Raw genomic sequence first — 15,654 nt, 5'->3', positions numbered from 1 at the left:
ACGTCGTTTATTGGTGCGGGGAACTAGTATAGGTGCAATGACCGATTCGACCACCGAGGTTGTCCGCCTGTTCGGTGGGCCCGGTAGCGGGAAGACGACGGCACTGCTGGACCGCGTCGAGGAACTGCTGGAAGACGACGACGTGGACTTTCGTGACGTGCTGGTGGTCTCGTACACCCGGGCCGCGGCCGCGGAGATTCGAGAGCGTCTCGCCGAGCGACTCGACCTGACGCCACGGGCGCTACGCGGGAACGTCTGTACGATGCACGCGAAGGCGTACGAACTGCTGAACCTCTCGCGGGGCGACGTCGTCGGCGAGGACGACAAGGAGGACTTCTGCGAGCAGTTCGGCATCGAGTACGAAGACGAGTACGAGGGGTCGCGGCGGCGCTCGGCCCGGTCGACGACGCTCGGCAACAAGATAATCGCCACGAGTCAGTGGCTCCAGCGGACTCGCCGGGACGTCGCCGACTGGTACGACGTCCCCTTCAAGTGGGACGACGAGGAGGTCCGCCTCCCGCCCGAAATCGACGACAACGCCCAGACCGGGAACAAGTACACGCCGACGTGGCCCACCGACGACGACCGGGTGGACGTCCCCAGCGCCATCCGTGGCTGGCGGACGTTCAAGGGCGACAACGACCTCACCGGCTTCGCCGACATGCTCGAACGGGTCGCCCAGCGCTCCCTGCTCCCGAACGTCGACTACCTCATCATCGACGAGTTCCAGGACATCACGACCCTGCAGTACGACGTCTACGAGGAGTGGAAACCCCACATGAAGCGGGTGCTCATCGCCGGCGACGACGACCAGGTCGTCTACGCGTGGCAGGGCGCGGACCCGGACCTCCTGCTCGAAGAGGACGTCACACAGGACGAGATTCTACCGAACTCCTATCGCCTCCCCTCGCGCATCCTCAACGTCGTCAACCGCGAGGTCCGTCACATCGAGAAGCGCCAGGAGAAGGACCTGAATCCGCGCAAAGAGGGTGGTCGCGTCGAGGCCGTCCAGAACCCATCGATGTACGACCTCGCGCGCAACGTCACCGGTACCGTCGAACAGTCCGACGAGACGGTGATGGTACTCTTTCGGGCGCGCTACCAGATGTTCCAGTTCATCGACGAGTTCATCGGCGACGGCATCCCCTTCTCGTGTCTGACCGACCAGCGGATGTGGACCGACCGCCTCAGCCAGTACGTCAGCGCCGTCGAGGCCGTCGAGAACGAGGAGACGCTCTCGGTGCTTGAGGCCCGTCGATTGGCCGACATGCTCGTCGACTCCGCCTTTGGCACCGGGGAGCGCGATGACTTCTTCGACGCCCTCGAAGACATCGAGGAGGACAGCGACTCCGAGGACATCGCCGAGATCGAAATCGAACACACGGTCGTCACCGACCACGTCCCGTTCGTCCCCGACGCCGCCTCGGCAGGCGACATGCTCCGGAAGGTCACGAACTTCCAGGAGCGTACCGTCAACGCCTACTTCAATGGCGAGTACCGCGGGATGGACCCCGACCGCGTGCGTCTGGGCACCATCCACTCCGCGAAGGGTCGTGAGGCCGACCACGTGTTCGTCGCGACGGACCTGACCGAGAAAGTGGTCGAGCAGATGGCCGCGACAGTCGACCAGAAGGGCATCGAAGTGCCCGTCGTCGAGGAGTTCACCAAGCACACGAGTCCGGTGCCGACGCTGACCGACAACGAACGGCGCGTGTTCTACGTCGGGATGTCTCGGGCCCGCGAACGACTGGTCCTGATGGAGAACCTCGTCGACGGCGCACCGACTCTCCCCATCGACGTCCTTCTGGAGAACGAACCGAGCGAGCGCTCCATCGACGAACTGCTGGACGAGGCCGGCGAGGCCATCGTCGCGGACTGACAGAGACAGGAGATTTCCCACAGTACCGGACGCGCCGGACCGTCGCAGTCGGTCATTTTGGTACGTCCGTCGAACGTGTTCGTCCACCGTACCAGAATCCGTTTCCCGTCACTCTCGGTACCGGACGACTGCATGACGGAACCGATGCCCGACCGACGAACCGTCCTCAGAGCGACTGCCGGTCTCGCCGCTGCGACCGCCGGACTCACAGCGGCGACCGGCGGTGCGCTGGCGCACTTCCCGCGCGAACTCGACGTCGAGGTGAAACCAGACTCCGAGGAGAGTCCGATCAACCCCGAGAGCAACGGAGTCACCTCTGTCGTCGTCTACCAGACCGCGGAGTTCGACCCGACGAGCGAGGACGTTCGCTACCGCTTCGGTGCGCCCGAGGCGGTCGCAGACGGCGACGGTACGACGCCCGTTCGGTCTCACACCGACGACGTGAACGAGGACGGGTCGATGGACCTCGTGTTACAGTTCCGAACGGCCGAGGCTGGGTTCGACGACGATAGCGAGACGGCAGAACTCCGCTGGGACCGCGACGAGGGCCGCGAACACGGACTTTCTGGACGCGACACGATACGGACCGTCGGCGACTACCGGCGGTAGCGCGCCCGAGTCACTCGTCTATCGTCCCGCCCGAGAGGTAGTACGCCGTCTTATCGCGGGTCGACCGCGCGACCTTCGTGAACGTGACCACGCGCTCGCCGTCCTCGGTCCGGTCGCGTTCGATGGCCAGTTCCAGTCCCTTATCGCGAAAGTACGACAGCAGTGCCTCGACTACCTCGGGGTCGGCTCTGACGGTGTGGGTCTCCCCGACCGGGTCGTCGGCGTCGACGGCCCGCACCGTCTCGACGGCCGGTAACAGGATTGCTTCGCCGAGTTTCCGGGCCCGCTCGCGGACTCGGTCCGGCGGGTCATCGAACTCGACGGCCTGAAACGCCTCCCGAATCACGCGGGTGAAGATGAAATCCCGGCCGTAGTCGAACGGGAGCGCGAAGGCGTGTTCGAGGTCGGCGCGGTGGATGGCGCTGGTGGTGTACTTCAGCGCGCGCCGGCCGTCGGTGGACTTGAGGACGACGCCCTCCCGGCCGCGGGCGTCGAGGTCGCGGATGGTTTCTTTCGCCGTCGAGACGGCCGCCGCGGGCGTGAACGTCCCGTAGTGGCGAACCGGGTCGAGGTCGTAGGTGACACAGCACTCGCGCCGGCGGGCGACGGGCATCGGGCCACCCGTCTCCCGGTGGCGAATGCCGAAGACGTAGAAGGCCGCCTCGTCGACTTCCGGGTAGTCGTGTTCGGTGTAGGGGTTCTCCGGGCCGACGAGTTCGCCACACAGCATGTACTCCGGGTAGTCCTCGAAGAAGCCGTCGGCGTCGAGCGTCGTCGCTACTTTGCGGGTCGTGTACGGACAGACGAACCCGCTCCGGGTGAACGCGAGGAGGTCCCCGTCGACGCGGGCGACCCGGACGTTGTAACCGTTGAGTTTCTCTTCGACGGCGACCGGTCCGTCGAACACCTCGTGGACGGCCGGTTCGAGGACGAGCGCTCGCGGCATCGATGGGTACCCCCTGACGACGACGTCGTCGAGGATGGCGGTCCCGCGTTCGACGCCGTGGCGCGCGTCCGAGAGGTATCGGTACTCGTTCCCCTGAAACCACGCCCGGTCGAAGTGCTCCAGCAGGTCTTCGTGGTCGGTGTCGCCGAGGTCGAACACCGACGACCAGTCCCGGACCATGCATGAAAGTTGTTCACACAGCGACTAAACCTATCGGGCGAGGCGACCGTCGACAGCAGACATTAGTGTACAGGCGCCGTAGCGCCGCTATGGCCGACCGTCCGCTCAAGCAGCGGTTCGTACTGGACACCTCGCTGTTTCTCACCACGGAGATACGGGGGCCAGATCAGGACGTCGAGGCGGCGTGTCGGGACCTGCTGGAACTCATCGCGGCGGCGAAACAGATTCACAACATCTCCTGTTACATGCCGCCCTCGATCAAGGCGGAGTTGACGGGGATGCTGGAGAACCGCGACGTCAGCGGCGACGTACTGACGAAACTCGATACGTGGGTCATCACGAAGTCGCCGGCCCACCACGAAGTGATGATTCCGGCAGACCTCGTCTACAAGTTCATCGACGAGATGTCCGACCGGGTCGACCGTGGCCTGCGCGTCTCCGAGAAAGCCGTCCGGAAAGCCGAGGAGTCCCGCGCCGAGACGGTCGAGGAACACGACCACATGACGGAGGTGGACAAGGTCATCTCCGACCTCCGGGACGAGTACCGCGACACGCTCCGGCAGGGGGTGCTCGACTCACGTGAGGACTTCGACCTGTTGATGCTTGCGAAAGAACTGGACGCGGGCGTCGTCACGGAGGACCAGGGCATCATCAACTGGGCGGAGGACTTCGGGTTGCGCTATCTGAAAGGCCGGAGTTTCCCCTCGCTGCTGACCGAATATCTCGCCGCAGACGACCCCGACCGCTGGCGGTCCGGGACCTAGACGTCGTCCTCTGACTCGGGCGGTCCACCTCGCCCGGGCAGCGCGTTTCGCGTCCGGTTCAGTACCGCACCGGGGATATCCGTCGGGGACGGCGCGTACCACTCGATGACGAGCAACGCGGCGGCGAGACCGACGAAGACGACGCCGATACCGGTCTGACCGCGAGCGAAGTTGTCGACGCCCAGCAGCGTGACTCGCGCGGCGAGCACGACAGCGACCATGAACTCGATCGTCCCGAGGAGACCCCGTGCCATCGGTCGTCGTACGCGACAGGACGATAAAAACGTCGCGGGAGAGTCAGAACAGTCCGCGACCGACAGCAGGGGTACGTTCAAGTCACAGCCGACAGAACCCGAGCGATATGCAGGTCGGCATCGTCTCCGATACGCACGACAACACCGGACTGGTCGAGGCGGCCGTCGAGACGTTCACCGAAGCGGGCGTCGAGACGGTGATTCACTGCGGCGACTTCGTCGCGCCGTTCTCGGCGACGCCGTTCGACGGCGATTGGACGTTCTACGCCGTCCGCGGCAACAACGACGGCGAGTGGGCACTCGAATCGACCGTCGACGGCTTCGGCACCTACCTCGGGGAGATGGGCGAACTGACGCTCGACGGCGCGGAGTTCGCGGTGTATCACGGCACCAGCGGTGCCATCGTCGACGCCCTCGTCGAGTGTGGAACCTACGACTACGTCTGTCACGGCCACACGCACGAGGCCGGGTCAGAGGAGTACGAGGAGACAGTGCGAATCAACCCCGGCGGCATCGCTATCCCGCCGGCACCCGACCCGTTCTCCGTCGCGACGCTCGATACGGCGAGTGGCGACCTGACCTTCCACGAAATCGGATAGCCGAACGCTGCGAGCGGTGAAAACGCGGAACGGCCGAGATGGGGACCGCGGTGTCCCCTTACGCCGTCTGGAACGGCGGCGACTCCGACCGGATGACTTCGGAGATGTTGTGCATCTCGTCTTCGAGCAGGATGACCAGGTCGTCGAGCGTGACGATGCCGTAGAGTTCGCCGTCGTCGACGACGGGCACGCGACGGACGCCGTGTTCGGCCATGGCAGCACACAGTTCGAAGATTCCGTCTCCGGCCTGTGCGGTAAACGGCTCCCGGTTCATGATGTCCTCGGCGGTCCACTCGTCGAGCGGTTCACCCGCCCCGAACGCCATCGCGACGTCGCGGTCGGTGACGATTCCCGTGGGTTCGGCGTCGGACTCTATCACGACACACCCGACTTTTCGCTCGTCCATCAGTCGACAGAGTTCGCGTACCGCGGTGTCGGCGCTGGCGGAGACCAGTTCGTCTTTCGGTCGGCAGATGTCCTTGACGGTCATGGTGGTTCCCCTGGCGATGGTCGGCGATGCGTGACGCGTCCACCACCATCGTGGTAATTGTTCACAAGGGGCAAAGAAACTGCCGGTACCGACCGTCGGCGGTCGGCCGAAACCGCTTGGCCGTACTCAGTCGTCGGCGGTGCTTCGGGGGGCGTTCCCCTCGTGTTCGACGAGTCCGCGACCGACCCCGAGGGCGTCGTTGGTCCGGTCGATGCTCTGTCGGGCGCTCGCGGTTCGTTCCGAGAGCGCACGCACCGCGTCGATGTTCTCCGGGACCACGTCGGCCTCCTGGTGGATAGCCTGGAACAGGTAGAGGTCGTTGTCCTCGACGGTGACCGACTCGGCCCAGATGCAGTTCTCCCAGACGTCACCGCGCGGGCGGCCGGCGTCGCGAGTGTACTCTTTGAGTTTGCCGGCGCCGTCGATGCCCAGCGTCTCGGGGATGAGGAACAGGCGTGACTCCCGACCCAGCAGTTCACGGACCGCCTCGGCCGACGGCGTCGACTCCAGCGTGACGTTGACGCTGTGGGTGTGCATCTGCGTCGTCGGCACTTTCATCCCCATCGTGTCGATGTCGAGGTCCGGGAACACCGTCTGGACGTCCGGACCGTGGTGGGAGGGAATCTCGACGGGGTCCGGGAGTGTGTCGTTGATGGGGCCGCGGCTCGTCTGTCCGGGGTCACCACCCCGCCGGACGAGCGTGATTCGTGCCTTCTCGATGCCGTAGGACTCCTCTAGGGGAGCGAAGAGACGTGAGAGTCCCGTGGTGTTACAAGAGACCACGCGGGCGCTGTCGGCGCCGACCGCGTCGTCGTAGTTGGCACGAGCGACGAAACTCACGTCGGCGACGTCGGGGTCCTCACCGCCCTGGAAGATGGCCGGCGTATCGTGTTCCTCGTAGAGACTGGCGTTCGTCGCGCCGACGCCGCCCGGCGTCGTATCGACGACGACGTCGCTGACCTCGACGAGGTCGTGAACCGTGCCGGCGGTGTCGAGACCGGCGGCGTCGAACGGCACCCTGCCGTCGTCACCGGCGGCATAGAGGTCGTATCCGCGGTCGTGTGCGATAGTTGCCTCGAAGTTCGGGGAGCGTTTGGAGACGCCCGCCACCGTCATATCCGGCTGGACACGGACCGCGTCAGCGACCCGTTTGCCGATTGTGCCAAAGCCGTTGATGCCCACGTGGAGCATGGACGACCGTTCACGTGGCGAGAGGATATTCTTTGCGGTTAATGATGATAGAAATTAACTCGGATAGTTGTACTATCGCACCCTGTTACCACCACACATGGAGTCGTTTCGACGTTCGTCCACCCCCGGATTTCCACCAAGAGTTAATCCCGGCCGGGCCGAGGCATCTGTATGGACAACTCCTCCCTTCGCGCCCCGGCGGAGACGGCCGTCAGGCAGTGCATGAACCTCCAGGCCGACGAGTCGTGTGCCGTCGTCACCGACGACGGGTGCAAAGCCATCGGCGAGGCCCTGTATCGGGTCGCCGCCGAGATTACCGACGACACCGTCTTTTTGCGCTACCCACCGGGGAATCAGCACGGCGAGGAACCGCCCGAACCCGTCGCCGGCGCAATGCGGAGTGCCGACGTGGTGTTGGCGCCCACAACCAAGAGCCTGAGCCACACCGAGGCCCGAAGCGAGGCCAACGCCGCCGGCGCCCGCATCGCCACGCTCCCGGGCATCAGCGAGGGCGTGTTCCTGATGGGGTTAGATGCCGACTACGAGGCCATCCGTCGACACTGTGAGGACGTCCTCGCACAGGTCGCCGAGGCCGCAGAGATTCGCGTCACCTCGCCGCAGGGCACGGACATCACCTTCGGCGTCGGCACTCGGGAGTGGAACCTCGACACGGGAATCGTCCACGAACCCGGAGAGATGTCGAACCTGCCCGCGGGCGAGGTGTTCCTCGCCCCGGAGACGGCCGACGGCACCTTCGTCGTCGACGGAACGATGCGCCCCCACGGCAAACTCGACGGGAGAGAACTCCGCTTCGAGGTCGAGGACGGCTACGTCACGGATATCGACGACCCCGACATCCGTGCGGAGGTCGAGACGGCCGCCGAGGAGGTGGGCCGGGACGCCTACAACCTCGCGGAACTGGGCATTGGTACTAACGTGGCAGTCACGGAACTGGTCGGGTCGGTCCTGCTGGACGAGAAAGCGGGCGGGACGGTCCACATCGCCATCGGCGACGACCACGCCATCGGCGGCGACACGCACGCCCCAATCCATCTGGACGGCATCCTGACGGAGCCCACGGTGTTCGCAGACGGGGCGGTCGTAGACCTCCCACAGTCTGAGCGGTGAAAGCGAGGCGGCGAGCGTAGTGAGTCGCCTCGAATGTGAACGGGGAGCGAAGCGACCCGTGAACGGAGTGAGCCGCGAGGACGGCGCGGAAGTGGACCTGCCGCGGGACGAGTGAGCACTCGGGCCGGCGGCCCGTCCGTGCGACGGAGAACCACGACGAGAGCCGTGGCGACGACCATTTAGGCCCGGGCCGTCAAGGCAGGCGTATGACCGAAGCGACACCCGGAGAGCGCGTCGCGCTCCCCTGTCCGGCCTGCTCGCCGGACTTAGAGACCGTCCACGAGGTACTCAAGCCCGGTGGTCACGTCACCGTCCGCTGTACCGACTGCGACCACGTCCACAAGGAACAGTTGCCCGAGGAGACCACGCTCCAGCGAGACGTCGTCGTCTCCCAAGACGGCGAATCGTTCACCGCACAGGTCGACGTCCCCGAGGACGCCGACCTCGCCGTCGGCGAGGAGTTCTTACTGGAGACCGAGGAAGCCGTCCTGACCGTCCGCATCACGAGTCTGGAGACCGACGAGGGTCGCGAAGAGGAAGCCTCGGTCGAGGCCGTCGAGACCATCTGGTCCCGCGCGGTGGGGAACGTCGCGGTCAACGTCACGATGCACCCGAAAGACGGGCGCCACGACGAGACCGAGAGCTTCAAACTGCAGGTGCCCGGCGACTTCGAGTTCGTCGTCGGCGAGACCGAGGAGTTCGGCGACGAGGAGTTCACCGTCGAGGGCATCCACGTCCGCGACGACGCCCACGGCTACGACCACGAGAAGATGGACTTCGACGGCGACAGCGCAGTGGCGAAAGACATCAACCGGTTGTACGTTCGCGACGAGTCCTCGACGGCCTGGTCCGCCTGGTAGGATGCCCGACTGGGAGCGCGCCCGCACCGCGCTGGTCGACCGCCTCCGAGAGGGACGAATCGACGACGAGCGGGTGCTCTCGGCGATGGAAGCGGTCCCGCGACACCGGTTCGTGCCCGAGGAGTACCGGACCGACGCCTACCGCGACCAGCCACTCCCGATAGGCCGAGACCAGACGATTTCTGCGCCCCACATGGTGGCCATCATGGCGGAACTACTCGACCTCCGGCGAGGCGACCGCGTCCTCGAAATCGGGACCGGTTGTGGCTACCACGCCGCCGTCACCGCCGAACTCGTCGGTTCGGCCGACGTCTACACCGTCGAGTACCACGACGAACTGGCCGAGCGAGCGCAGGCGACGCTCGAAGCGACGGGGTACGGCGACGTGTCGGTCCGCGCGGGCGACGGGAAGCGGGGCTGGCCCGACCACGCGCCCTACGACCGCGCGTACCTGACGTGTGCGGCCTCGGAGTTCCCGAGCGCCGTCGTCGAACAGGTCCGCCCCGGTGGGTTGTTGCTCGCACCCATCGGTGGCCGGCGCCGACAGACGCTGGTCCGTGTCCGCCGGCGCCCCGACGGGTCGCTGGCCCGCGAGACACACGGTGCCGTGCGGTTCGTCCGGTTGCAGTAAGCCGACGGTACCGCGACGGACTCGCGGGGCGCGTCATTCATATAGCTCCGGCCGGAATCTCGGATATGGACCCTGCGGTACTGCGCGGCGACATGGTCGACAGCCTGCAACACGACAGCAAGGGTGTCGTCCAGAGCGCGTGGCTGTCGGCAGCGATGCGTGCGGTCCCGCGCGAGGCGTTCGTCGGCGAGCAACAGGCCTACTCCGACCGGCCGTTCGAGCGACTCGGGACCCGCGTGCTCTCGCCGAGTACCGTGGCTCGACTGCTCGAAGCGCTGGCCCCCGAAGAAGACGACGACGTCCTCGTCGTCGGCGCCGGCATCGGCTACACCGCCGCCGTGTTGGCAGAACGGGTCGGCGCCGCCAACGTACAGGCCATCGACATCACTCGCCGACTCGTCGTCGACGCCCGGCAGAACCTCGCGAAGGCGGGCTACGAGGAGGTCCTCGTCGACCGGCGGGACGGTGCCGACGGCCTCCCCGAGTACGCCCCCTACGACCGGATTCTGCTGGAAGCCGCCGCTATCGAACCGCCCCGCGCCCTGCTGGCACAGCTGGCCGACGACGGCCGGATGGTGATGCCACTGGGTGCCAACCAGCAGACGCTGGCCACCGTCGACGCCGACGGCGAGACGCAGCGTCTCGGCAGCGTCGCGTTCCGCCCGATGCTCGTCGAGGGCGAGCAGGCCGACACTGTCGAGCGCAACCGGACCCGCCGTGAGGACCAGGAACACGCCCGACGGAACGCCCAGTCCCGCACCGGATGGGAACAGGACTGGATAGACTGGGACTAACTGCCGACCACGAGCAGGTCCGTGTTCGACCGACTGTCCTGATAGCTGCTGCTCGCGGGCGGTTTCACGTCGAACACCACGGTCCCCTCCTGCTGGTTCGCCCCCAGCGACGGCGACAGGGAGAGGGTGGCGTTGCCCGCCGCCCCCGTCTCGGCCGTCGCCACGCTATCGAGCGTCGCCGTCCCGCTCTTGGCGACGACGGTGGCCCCGGAGACGGGCGCGCCCTCCGGGTCGACGACGGTGACGGTCACCTCGCGCTCTCCGGGCGTCGTCACCTCCGGGTGAGGTTGCACGTCGACTTCCGTGACCTGCAACGTCTCGATGCCCGAGATAGTGCTCATCATCACGCTCAGGCAGTCGACGCCGACGACAAGCGCGATGACCAGTCGAATCGGCAGTCCTTCGATGGCCCGTTCGTCTCGCCACAGAGATTCGCTCATGAGGTGGCGTGGTCCCGGCTCCGCACTTGAACCCTCGGACAGAGGTTCAAGTCAGAGCGGGCGGCCAGCGACGGCATGGTCGTCATCGGACGCGAGCGAGAACAGGGCCCGACGGCGCGTCTCGGACACTACCGGGCGCGGGACGGGAGTCGCGGTGCACCCGTCGACGTGGACCTAGACCGGCCACACGCCGGTCTGGTCGTCGGCAAGCGGGGGTCGGGGAAGACGTACACGCTGGGCGTCTTATTGGAGGAACTGGCCGACACCGACGGCGTCGCGCCCGTCGTCGCGGACCCGATGGGCGCGTTCGCACCGCTCACCGCGGCCGATATCGCTGCGACGGTGGTCGACCCCCGAGTCAGGGCCGCCGCGCTGGACCCGTCGCTATGGTGTGCGCTGCTCGGTCTCGACCCCGAGAGCGGGGCCGGCGCGCTGGTCTGGCAGGCGGCGGCCCGTCGCGACACGTTGACGGAGATGTCGGCGTGGGTCGAAGAGAGCGACGCCGATACGGCCACGCGGCGGGCCGCGAGCAACCACCTCGCGCTCGCCGCCTCGTGGGACGTCTTCGACCCGGCGGGCCTGTCGCCCGAGCGCCTCTGTGGCGGGAGCGTGACCGTACTGAATCTCGCCGGCGTCGACCATGCGCCGGCGAACGCCGTCCTCGCGGCCGTCGCCAGTACGCTGTACGACGCCCGAGTCGCGGGAGAGACGCGGCATCTCCCGTGGCTGCTCGTCGACGAGGCCCACGCCTTCACCGACGGCGTCGCGGGCCGGGCGCTCGAACGCCTGCTGACGCGAGGGCGCCACCCCGGTGTCAGTTGCTGGCTGGCGACACAGCGCCCGAGTGCCCTGCCGCCCGTCGCCGTCTCACAGGCCGACCTCCTGCTGGCGCACCGACTGACGAGCGAGGCCGACGTGGCCGCGCTGACCGACGCGCGACCGACCTACCTCGACGGCGGTATCGAGCGGCGACTCCCGGCGGAGACGGGGGCGGCGCTGGTCGTCGACGACGTGACCGAGTCGGTCCACCACGTGCAGGTGCGCGAACGGCGGACGTCCCACGGCGGCGAGAGCCCGCGTGTCTCCGAGCGGGTGAGAGCGGGCCACGGAACCACCAGTTCACATCACAACTGACGAGTAGGGCCGTCGCGAGGGGCCGGTAATGACCGGACCCCACGCCCTCTCGCGGGCAGAACCGCTCCTGCTGGTCGCGCTGGGGGGGTTCGTCGGGGCGATCATGCGCCACGCTATCTCGGTAGCGGCCCCGGGACTGGGGGCCGTCGACGGCGCCGTCGTCGGCACCCTCCTCGTCAACGTCGTCGGCAGTTTCGCGCTCGGGGTGTTGCTGTACGAGGCCCACCTCGCGGACGCCCTCTCGGCGGAGACGCGTCTGGTCGTCGGCACCGGCTTTCTCTCCTCGTTTACGACCTACAGCACGTTCGCCGTCCAGACGAGCGGACTGCCACCGATGTTGGCCGTCGGGAACGTCGCGGCCAACTACGCACTGGCCTTCCTCGGCGTCGTCCTCGGCCGTCTCGTCGCGAGGTGGGTGTCGTGAACCCACTGTTACTCGTCGGTCTGGGCGGGACGGCCGGTGCGCTGGGCCGGCACCTCGTCGGGACGCGCCTCGAACGGAACCGGGCGGACACGTTGACCGTCAACGTACTGGGGAGCGTCCTGCTGGGTGCCCTCGTGGCCGCCCCGGTCGGGGAGTCGGTCGCACTGGCAGTCGGCACTGGCTTCTGCGGGGCGTTCACGACGTTCTCCTCGTTCGCCTTCGAGACGGTGCGACTGGCCGAACTGGGACACCCACGCGAGGCGGCGCTGTACGCCGGTGGGACGCTGGCGGTGGCGCTCGTCGGCGTCGCGTTGGGTGGGGTCGTCGCGACGGCGCTGTCCTGACGGCCTGTCGAGGAGAGGCAAAGCGAGTCAGTCAGCGGTCGAGTCGGTGTCGTCGGCGGATATTCGGCCGACGTCTGCTGCGGTGGTGTCCCCGAGGCGAGTCCGGAGTTTGCCCGCGAGGACGGTGACGACGTATATCGCGACCGCGACGAGGACGATGACGCCGCCGGCCGTCGCTTCGCCGTAGTAGGCGACGCCGATGCCGAGGACGACGGCGAGTTCGGCGAGGACGACGGACGTGAGCAGCGACGAGCGGAAACTGCGGGAGACCTGTGCCGCGCTTGCGACCGGCACGACGAGCATCGCGGCGACGAGGATGACGCCCATTATCTGCATCGCGCCCACGACGACGAGCGCGGTCAGCATCACCATCAGCCGGTTGTACCACCCGACCGAGAGGCCCGAGACGGCGGCGGCCGTCTCGTCGAAGGTGACGTAGAGCAGTTGGTTGCGCGTGACCGCGATAGTGGCGACGACGATACCGAACAGGACGAGCAGTATAGCGGCGTTCTCGGCGGATACCGTCGAGAGGTTGCCGAACAGATACTGGTTGATGCCGACGGCGAGGCCGCCCGCGTTGAGGCTGATGAGGACCGTCCCGAGCGCGAATCCGGTCGAGAGCACGATAGCCATCGAGACGTCGTTGTACGCGTCGGTCGCTTCGGAGATGAGTTCGATGAGCAACGCCGCCAGCATCGCGACGACGACGGCGGTGAGATACGGCGACACGCCGAGGTCGATGACCGCGTTGAGAAACAGGCCGACGGCGACGCCGGCAAAGGCCGTGTGTGCCAGCGCGTCGCCGATGAGCGCGAGTTGCCGGTGGACGAGGAAGGTCCCGATGAGCGGTGCCATCACCCCGATACAGAGACCGACGAGGACGGCGCGGTGCATGAACTGGTACTGGAACAGTTCGAGGCCGGTCACGCTCCCCAGCCACGACATGAACACCGACCAGAGGCTGAGTAGCCAGTACAGCGGCCAGAGAACGGCGTCGGTCGGAGCCGACTGGAAGAGGACGGCGAGGGCGTCCATCAGGCGTCACCCCCGACCGGCATCGCGGTCCCGAAGGCCCGGGCCAGCGCGTCGCTCTCGACGAACTCGTCGGTCGGGCCGTCGAAGTATATCTCGCGGTTGAGACAGACGACGCGAGCGGCGTGTTCCGTGACGGCCCGGAGGTCGTGTTCGATGAGCAGGACGGTGATACCGTCGGCGTGCAGCGATTCGAGGAGGCCGTAGAAGGCGTCGACCGACTCGGCGTCGACGCCGACGGTCGGTTCGTCCAGCACGAGGAGGTCGGCGTCGCTGGCGAGCGCACGGGCGATGAACGCACGCTGGCGCTGGCCGCCCGACAGTTGCGTGACGCGTCGGTCCGCGAAGTCGTACATGCCGACGGTGTCGAGCGCCTGATCGACGATTCGGTGGTCCGCTGCCGAGAGACGGCCGAACCCGACGTGTGGGTATCGGCCCATCCGCACGACTTCCCGAACAGTAATGGGCATCTCCTTCGAGGCGCTTGCGTGCTGGGCGACGTAACCGATGCGAGCGCCGTCGTCGAACGCGTGGGCCGGTTCACCGAACAGGCGGGCGGTCCCCGAATCTGGGCGCAAGAGACCGAGCATGAGTTGCATGAGCGTCGACTTCCCGGAGCCGTTGGGACCGACGACGGCGACGTACTCGCCGGGGCCGACACGCAGCGAGATGTCCTCGACGACGCGCGCGCTGGTGTAGCCAAATCCCACGTCCGCGAGTTCGACGACGGGGTCGGCGTCGCTCATTCGAAGTTCCTCCACTCGTCGGCCCAACCGTCGTCGCCAGCCTCCGCTGGCGGCGTGTTCCCGAGGACCACCTCGAAGGTCGGCATGTTGATGTTGTACGCTATCTCCTCGTACCCCCAGTCGTTCTCGACCCACGCCTCGCGGACGCCCGCGTACGGCGTCACCGGGAAGTACGCCTCGACCTGCGTCTCGGCGAGCAACTGTTTCGCGGGCTTGCGGGACTCGAAGACGCCGTTGGCGATGTACCTGATGTCGTTGTCGGCGATGACCTGCTTGGCCTCCGTGATGTCGGACGGTTTCACGTCGCCGCTGGCGGCGAGGTTCGTCACGAGCGGGCGCATTCGGACGCCGTAGGCGACGCCGATGTACTGGAAGGCGTTGTGGGCCGCTAGCTGGACGACGTCGCGGTCGGCCGCCTCGAAGATGGCGCGGTAGTCCGCGTCGATGCGCTGGAGGACCTCGGATTTGTACTGCTCGGCGTTGCTCCGCAGCGTCTCGGCGTGGTCGGGAGCCAGTTCGACGAGCCCCGCGGTGATGTTGTCGACCGACTTGGCGGCCCGCTCGGGGTCCAGCCAGAAGTGGGGGTCCTTGCCCCGCTGTGCGCCGACGCCCTCCTCCTCGCGGTCGAGCGTCGCCGCGAGGTCGACCAGTTCGATACCCTCGCGGACGTTGATGAGATGCGTATCGGCGTCGTCGTCTTCGAGCGTCTGGATGGCCCGGTCGGCCCACGGCTGGAAGTCCTCGCCGACGTGGATGAACGCGTCCGCGTCGACGATGTCCTTCGTGACGCTCGCGTTCGGTTCCCAGCCGTGGCCGTGGAGCCCCGTCGGGATGAGGTTCTCGACCGTAATCGGGGTGTCTGTCGCGATCGTCCGTGCGAAGTCGTAGAAACTGAAGAAGGAAGCGACTGCGACGGGTCCGTCCCCCGTGTCGGCCTGTCCCGCGCCGTTCTCGGCACCGCCAGACCGACCCGTGCTGTCGCCGATACAGCCGGCGAGCCCCGTCGCGAGGAGGCTACCGCCGGCCGCGAGGGCTTTCCGTCTGGACACTCGTCGACTATAGCTGCGCTGACCGTCGTGGTTCGACATGAAAGAGGAGAGAGTCGGCAAACTAAATAACAGTTTTGTTCTAATCTAATTTTTAGAGTCGTCTAATACTCCGAGGTGTTCCCGGCACAGCGCTCAAGACGCCGGCGTGCTTCCACCGCGT

19 protein-coding genes are annotated in these 15,654 nt (G+C 66.8%); 11 read left to right on the top strand and 8 right to left on the bottom strand.

Annotation, left to right across the window (positions count from 1 at the left end):
• Nucleotides 1–37 precede the first annotated feature (37 nt).
• Nucleotides 38–1,879: a UvrD-helicase domain-containing protein gene (locus G9465_RS04775; RefSeq protein ID WP_166968028.1), complete on the top strand. Its 1,842-nt coding sequence runs from the start codon at nt 38–40 to the stop codon at nt 1,877–1,879.
• Between the two features lie 132 nt (nt 1,880–2,011).
• Nucleotides 2,012–2,488, top strand: coding sequence for a hypothetical protein (locus tag G9465_RS04770; protein ID WP_227015716.1), 477 nt, complete (start codon nt 2,012–2,014; stop codon nt 2,486–2,488).
• 10 nt (nt 2,489–2,498) lie between these two features.
• Here the strand turns inward: G9465_RS04770 and G9465_RS04765 are convergent, their stop codons facing one another.
• Nucleotides 2,499–3,614, bottom strand: a complete 1,116-nt coding sequence (locus G9465_RS04765) for an RNA ligase (protein ID WP_166968026.1) — start codon at nt 3,612–3,614, stop codon at nt 2,499–2,501.
• An 89-nt stretch (nt 3,615–3,703) separates the two neighbouring features.
• Here G9465_RS04765 and G9465_RS04760 point away from each other — a divergent pair, with 89 nt between their 5' ends.
• The gene (locus G9465_RS04760) at nt 3,704–4,378 is read left to right on the top strand and encodes an RNA ligase partner protein (RefSeq protein WP_166968023.1); all 675 of its coding nucleotides are present in this window, start codon (nt 3,704–3,706) and stop codon (nt 4,376–4,378) included.
• Here the strand turns inward: G9465_RS04760 and G9465_RS04755 are convergent.
• Entirely contained in the window at nt 4,375–4,632 is a 258-nt protein-coding gene (locus G9465_RS04755) for a hypothetical protein (RefSeq protein WP_166968020.1), read from the bottom strand. The two genes, G9465_RS04760 and G9465_RS04755, sit on opposite strands and share 4 nt — an antisense overlap.
• Before the next feature lie 107 nt (nt 4,633–4,739).
• Between G9465_RS04755 and G9465_RS04750 the strand changes: the two genes are divergently transcribed.
• Nucleotides 4,740–5,231, top strand: a complete 492-nt coding sequence (locus G9465_RS04750) for a metallophosphoesterase (protein ID WP_166968018.1) — start codon at nt 4,740–4,742, stop codon at nt 5,229–5,231.
• Nucleotides 5,232–5,289: 58 nt separating this feature from the next.
• Here the strand turns inward: G9465_RS04750 and G9465_RS04745 are convergent, their stop codons facing one another.
• Both G9465_RS04745 and G9465_RS04740 read right to left on the bottom strand, forming a co-directional pair.
• Nucleotides 5,290–5,721, bottom strand: coding sequence for a CBS domain-containing protein (locus tag G9465_RS04745; protein WP_166968016.1), 432 nt, complete (start codon nt 5,719–5,721; stop codon nt 5,290–5,292).
• 126 nt (nt 5,722–5,847) lie between these two features.
• On the bottom strand, nt 5,848–6,912 hold the full coding sequence (locus G9465_RS04740; protein WP_166968014.1) for a type II glyceraldehyde-3-phosphate dehydrogenase: 1,065 nt from the start codon (nt 6,910–6,912) through the stop codon (nt 5,848–5,850).
• A gap of 171 nt (nt 6,913–7,083) precedes the next feature.
• Here G9465_RS04740 and G9465_RS04735 point away from each other — a divergent pair, with 171 nt between their 5' ends.
• From G9465_RS04735 to G9465_RS04720, 4 genes are all read left to right on the top strand, one after another.
• Nucleotides 7,084–8,040, top strand: a complete 957-nt coding sequence (locus tag G9465_RS04735; protein WP_166968012.1) for an aminopeptidase — start codon at nt 7,084–7,086, stop codon at nt 8,038–8,040.
• A gap of 206 nt (nt 8,041–8,246) precedes the next feature.
• Nucleotides 8,247–8,900, top strand: a complete 654-nt coding sequence (locus G9465_RS04730) for an HVO_0476 family zinc finger protein (RefSeq protein ID WP_166968010.1) — start codon at nt 8,247–8,249, stop codon at nt 8,898–8,900.
• A gap of 1 nt (nt 8,901) precedes the next feature.
• The gene (locus tag G9465_RS04725) at nt 8,902–9,531 is read left to right on the top strand and encodes a protein-L-isoaspartate(D-aspartate) O-methyltransferase (RefSeq protein WP_166968008.1); all 630 of its coding nucleotides are present in this window, start codon (nt 8,902–8,904) and stop codon (nt 9,529–9,531) included.
• Between the two features lie 65 nt (nt 9,532–9,596).
• Nucleotides 9,597–10,325 (top strand): protein-L-isoaspartate O-methyltransferase, encoded by a 729-nt coding sequence (locus G9465_RS04720; protein ID WP_166968006.1) that lies wholly within the window; start codon nt 9,597–9,599, stop codon nt 10,323–10,325.
• Here G9465_RS04720 and G9465_RS04715 read toward each other — a convergent pair.
• Nucleotides 10,322–10,765 carry a carboxypeptidase-like regulatory domain-containing protein gene (locus G9465_RS04715; RefSeq protein WP_166968004.1) on the bottom strand — a complete coding sequence of 148 codons (444 nt, stop codon included), beginning with the start codon at nt 10,763–10,765 and terminating at the stop codon, nt 10,322–10,324. The two genes, G9465_RS04720 and G9465_RS04715, sit on opposite strands and share 4 nt — an antisense overlap.
• Before the next feature lie 75 nt (nt 10,766–10,840).
• Here G9465_RS04715 and G9465_RS04710 point away from each other — a divergent pair, with 75 nt between their 5' ends.
• From G9465_RS04710 to G9465_RS04700, 3 genes are read left to right on the top strand one after another with little or no spacing between them, the layout of a single operon-like run.
• Nucleotides 10,841–11,899, top strand: coding sequence for an ATP-binding protein (locus G9465_RS04710; protein ID WP_166968002.1), 1,059 nt, complete (start codon nt 10,841–10,843; stop codon nt 11,897–11,899).
• 28 nt (nt 11,900–11,927) lie between these two features.
• Nucleotides 11,928–12,323 carry a CrcB family protein gene (locus tag G9465_RS04705; protein WP_166967999.1) on the top strand — a complete coding sequence of 132 codons (396 nt, stop codon included), beginning with the start codon at nt 11,928–11,930 and terminating at the stop codon, nt 12,321–12,323.
• The gene (locus G9465_RS04700) at nt 12,320–12,667 is read left to right on the top strand and encodes a CrcB family protein (RefSeq protein ID WP_166967997.1); all 348 of its coding nucleotides are present in this window, start codon (nt 12,320–12,322) and stop codon (nt 12,665–12,667) included. The genes G9465_RS04705 and G9465_RS04700 overlap by 4 nt, the downstream gene beginning before the upstream one ends.
• A 27-nt stretch (nt 12,668–12,694) precedes the next feature.
• Here G9465_RS04700 and G9465_RS04695 read toward each other — a convergent pair whose 3' ends face one another.
• Genes G9465_RS04695 through G9465_RS04685 form a run of 3 tightly spaced genes read right to left on the bottom strand, consistent with a single transcriptional unit; the run spans nt 12,695 to nt 15,533 of the window.
• Nucleotides 12,695–13,702: a metal ABC transporter permease gene (locus G9465_RS04695; RefSeq protein ID WP_166967995.1), complete on the bottom strand. Its 1,008-nt coding sequence runs from the start codon at nt 13,700–13,702 to the stop codon at nt 12,695–12,697.
• Nucleotides 13,702–14,445, bottom strand: coding sequence for a metal ABC transporter ATP-binding protein (locus G9465_RS04690; RefSeq protein ID WP_166967993.1), 744 nt, complete (start codon nt 14,443–14,445; stop codon nt 13,702–13,704). Before G9465_RS04690 ends, G9465_RS04695 begins: the two co-directional genes overlap by 1 nt.
• The gene (locus tag G9465_RS04685) at nt 14,442–15,533 is read right to left on the bottom strand and encodes a metal ABC transporter substrate-binding protein (protein ID WP_166967991.1); all 1,092 of its coding nucleotides are present in this window, start codon (nt 15,531–15,533) and stop codon (nt 14,442–14,444) included. Before G9465_RS04685 ends, G9465_RS04690 begins: the two co-directional genes overlap by 4 nt.
• Nucleotides 15,534–15,654 lie beyond the last annotated feature (121 nt).

It is taken from the genome of Haloarcula sp. JP-L23 (assembly GCF_011602445.1).
In the GTDB taxonomy this organism is placed as follows: Archaea; Halobacteriota; Halobacteria; order Halobacteriales; family Haloarculaceae; genus Haloarcula; species Haloarcula pellucida.
This window is presented reverse-complemented; position numbering and strand designations above follow the sequence as displayed.

Bases quoted from the DNA above. Each gene is read 5' to 3' on its own strand.
- G9465_RS04740 (WP_166968014.1), bottom strand. From the start codon at position 6,912: ATGCTCCACGTGGGCATCAACGGCTTTGGCACAATCGGCAAACGGGTC.
- G9465_RS04775 (WP_166968028.1), top strand. From the start codon at position 38: ATGACCGATTCGACCACCGAGGTTGTCCGCCTGTTCGGTGGGCCCGGT.
- G9465_RS04745 (WP_166968016.1), bottom strand. From the start codon at position 5,721: ATGACCGTCAAGGACATCTGCCGACCGAAAGACGAACTGGTCTCCGCC.
- G9465_RS04735 (WP_166968012.1), top strand. From the start codon at position 7,084: ATGGACAACTCCTCCCTTCGCGCCCCGGCGGAGACGGCCGTCAGGCAG.
- G9465_RS04715 (WP_166968004.1), bottom strand. From the start codon at position 10,765: ATGAGCGAATCTCTGTGGCGAGACGAACGGGCCATCGAAGGACTGCCG.
- G9465_RS04765 (WP_166968026.1), bottom strand. From the start codon at position 3,614: ATGGTCCGGGACTGGTCGTCGGTGTTCGACCTCGGCGACACCGACCAC.
- G9465_RS04710 (WP_166968002.1), top strand. From the start codon at position 10,841: ATGGTCGTCATCGGACGCGAGCGAGAACAGGGCCCGACGGCGCGTCTC.
- G9465_RS04705 (WP_166967999.1), top strand. From the start codon at position 11,928: ATGACCGGACCCCACGCCCTCTCGCGGGCAGAACCGCTCCTGCTGGTC.
- G9465_RS04755 (WP_166968020.1), bottom strand. From the start codon at position 4,632: ATGGCACGGGGTCTCCTCGGGACGATCGAGTTCATGGTCGCTGTCGTG.
- G9465_RS04760 (WP_166968023.1), top strand. From the start codon at position 3,704: ATGGCCGACCGTCCGCTCAAGCAGCGGTTCGTACTGGACACCTCGCTG.
- G9465_RS04770 (WP_227015716.1), top strand. From the start codon at position 2,012: ATGACGGAACCGATGCCCGACCGACGAACCGTCCTCAGAGCGACTGCC.
- G9465_RS04720 (WP_166968006.1), top strand. From the start codon at position 9,597: ATGGACCCTGCGGTACTGCGCGGCGACATGGTCGACAGCCTGCAACAC.
- G9465_RS04750 (WP_166968018.1), top strand. From the start codon at position 4,740: ATGCAGGTCGGCATCGTCTCCGATACGCACGACAACACCGGACTGGTC.
- G9465_RS04690 (WP_166967993.1), bottom strand. From the start codon at position 14,445: ATGAGCGACGCCGACCCCGTCGTCGAACTCGCGGACGTGGGATTTGGC.
- G9465_RS04730 (WP_166968010.1), top strand. From the start codon at position 8,247: ATGACCGAAGCGACACCCGGAGAGCGCGTCGCGCTCCCCTGTCCGGCC.
- G9465_RS04725 (WP_166968008.1), top strand. From the start codon at position 8,902: ATGCCCGACTGGGAGCGCGCCCGCACCGCGCTGGTCGACCGCCTCCGA.
- G9465_RS04695 (WP_166967995.1), bottom strand. From the start codon at position 13,702: ATGGACGCCCTCGCCGTCCTCTTCCAGTCGGCTCCGACCGACGCCGTT.
- G9465_RS04685 (WP_166967991.1), bottom strand. From the start codon at position 15,533: ATGTCGAACCACGACGGTCAGCGCAGCTATAGTCGACGAGTGTCCAGA.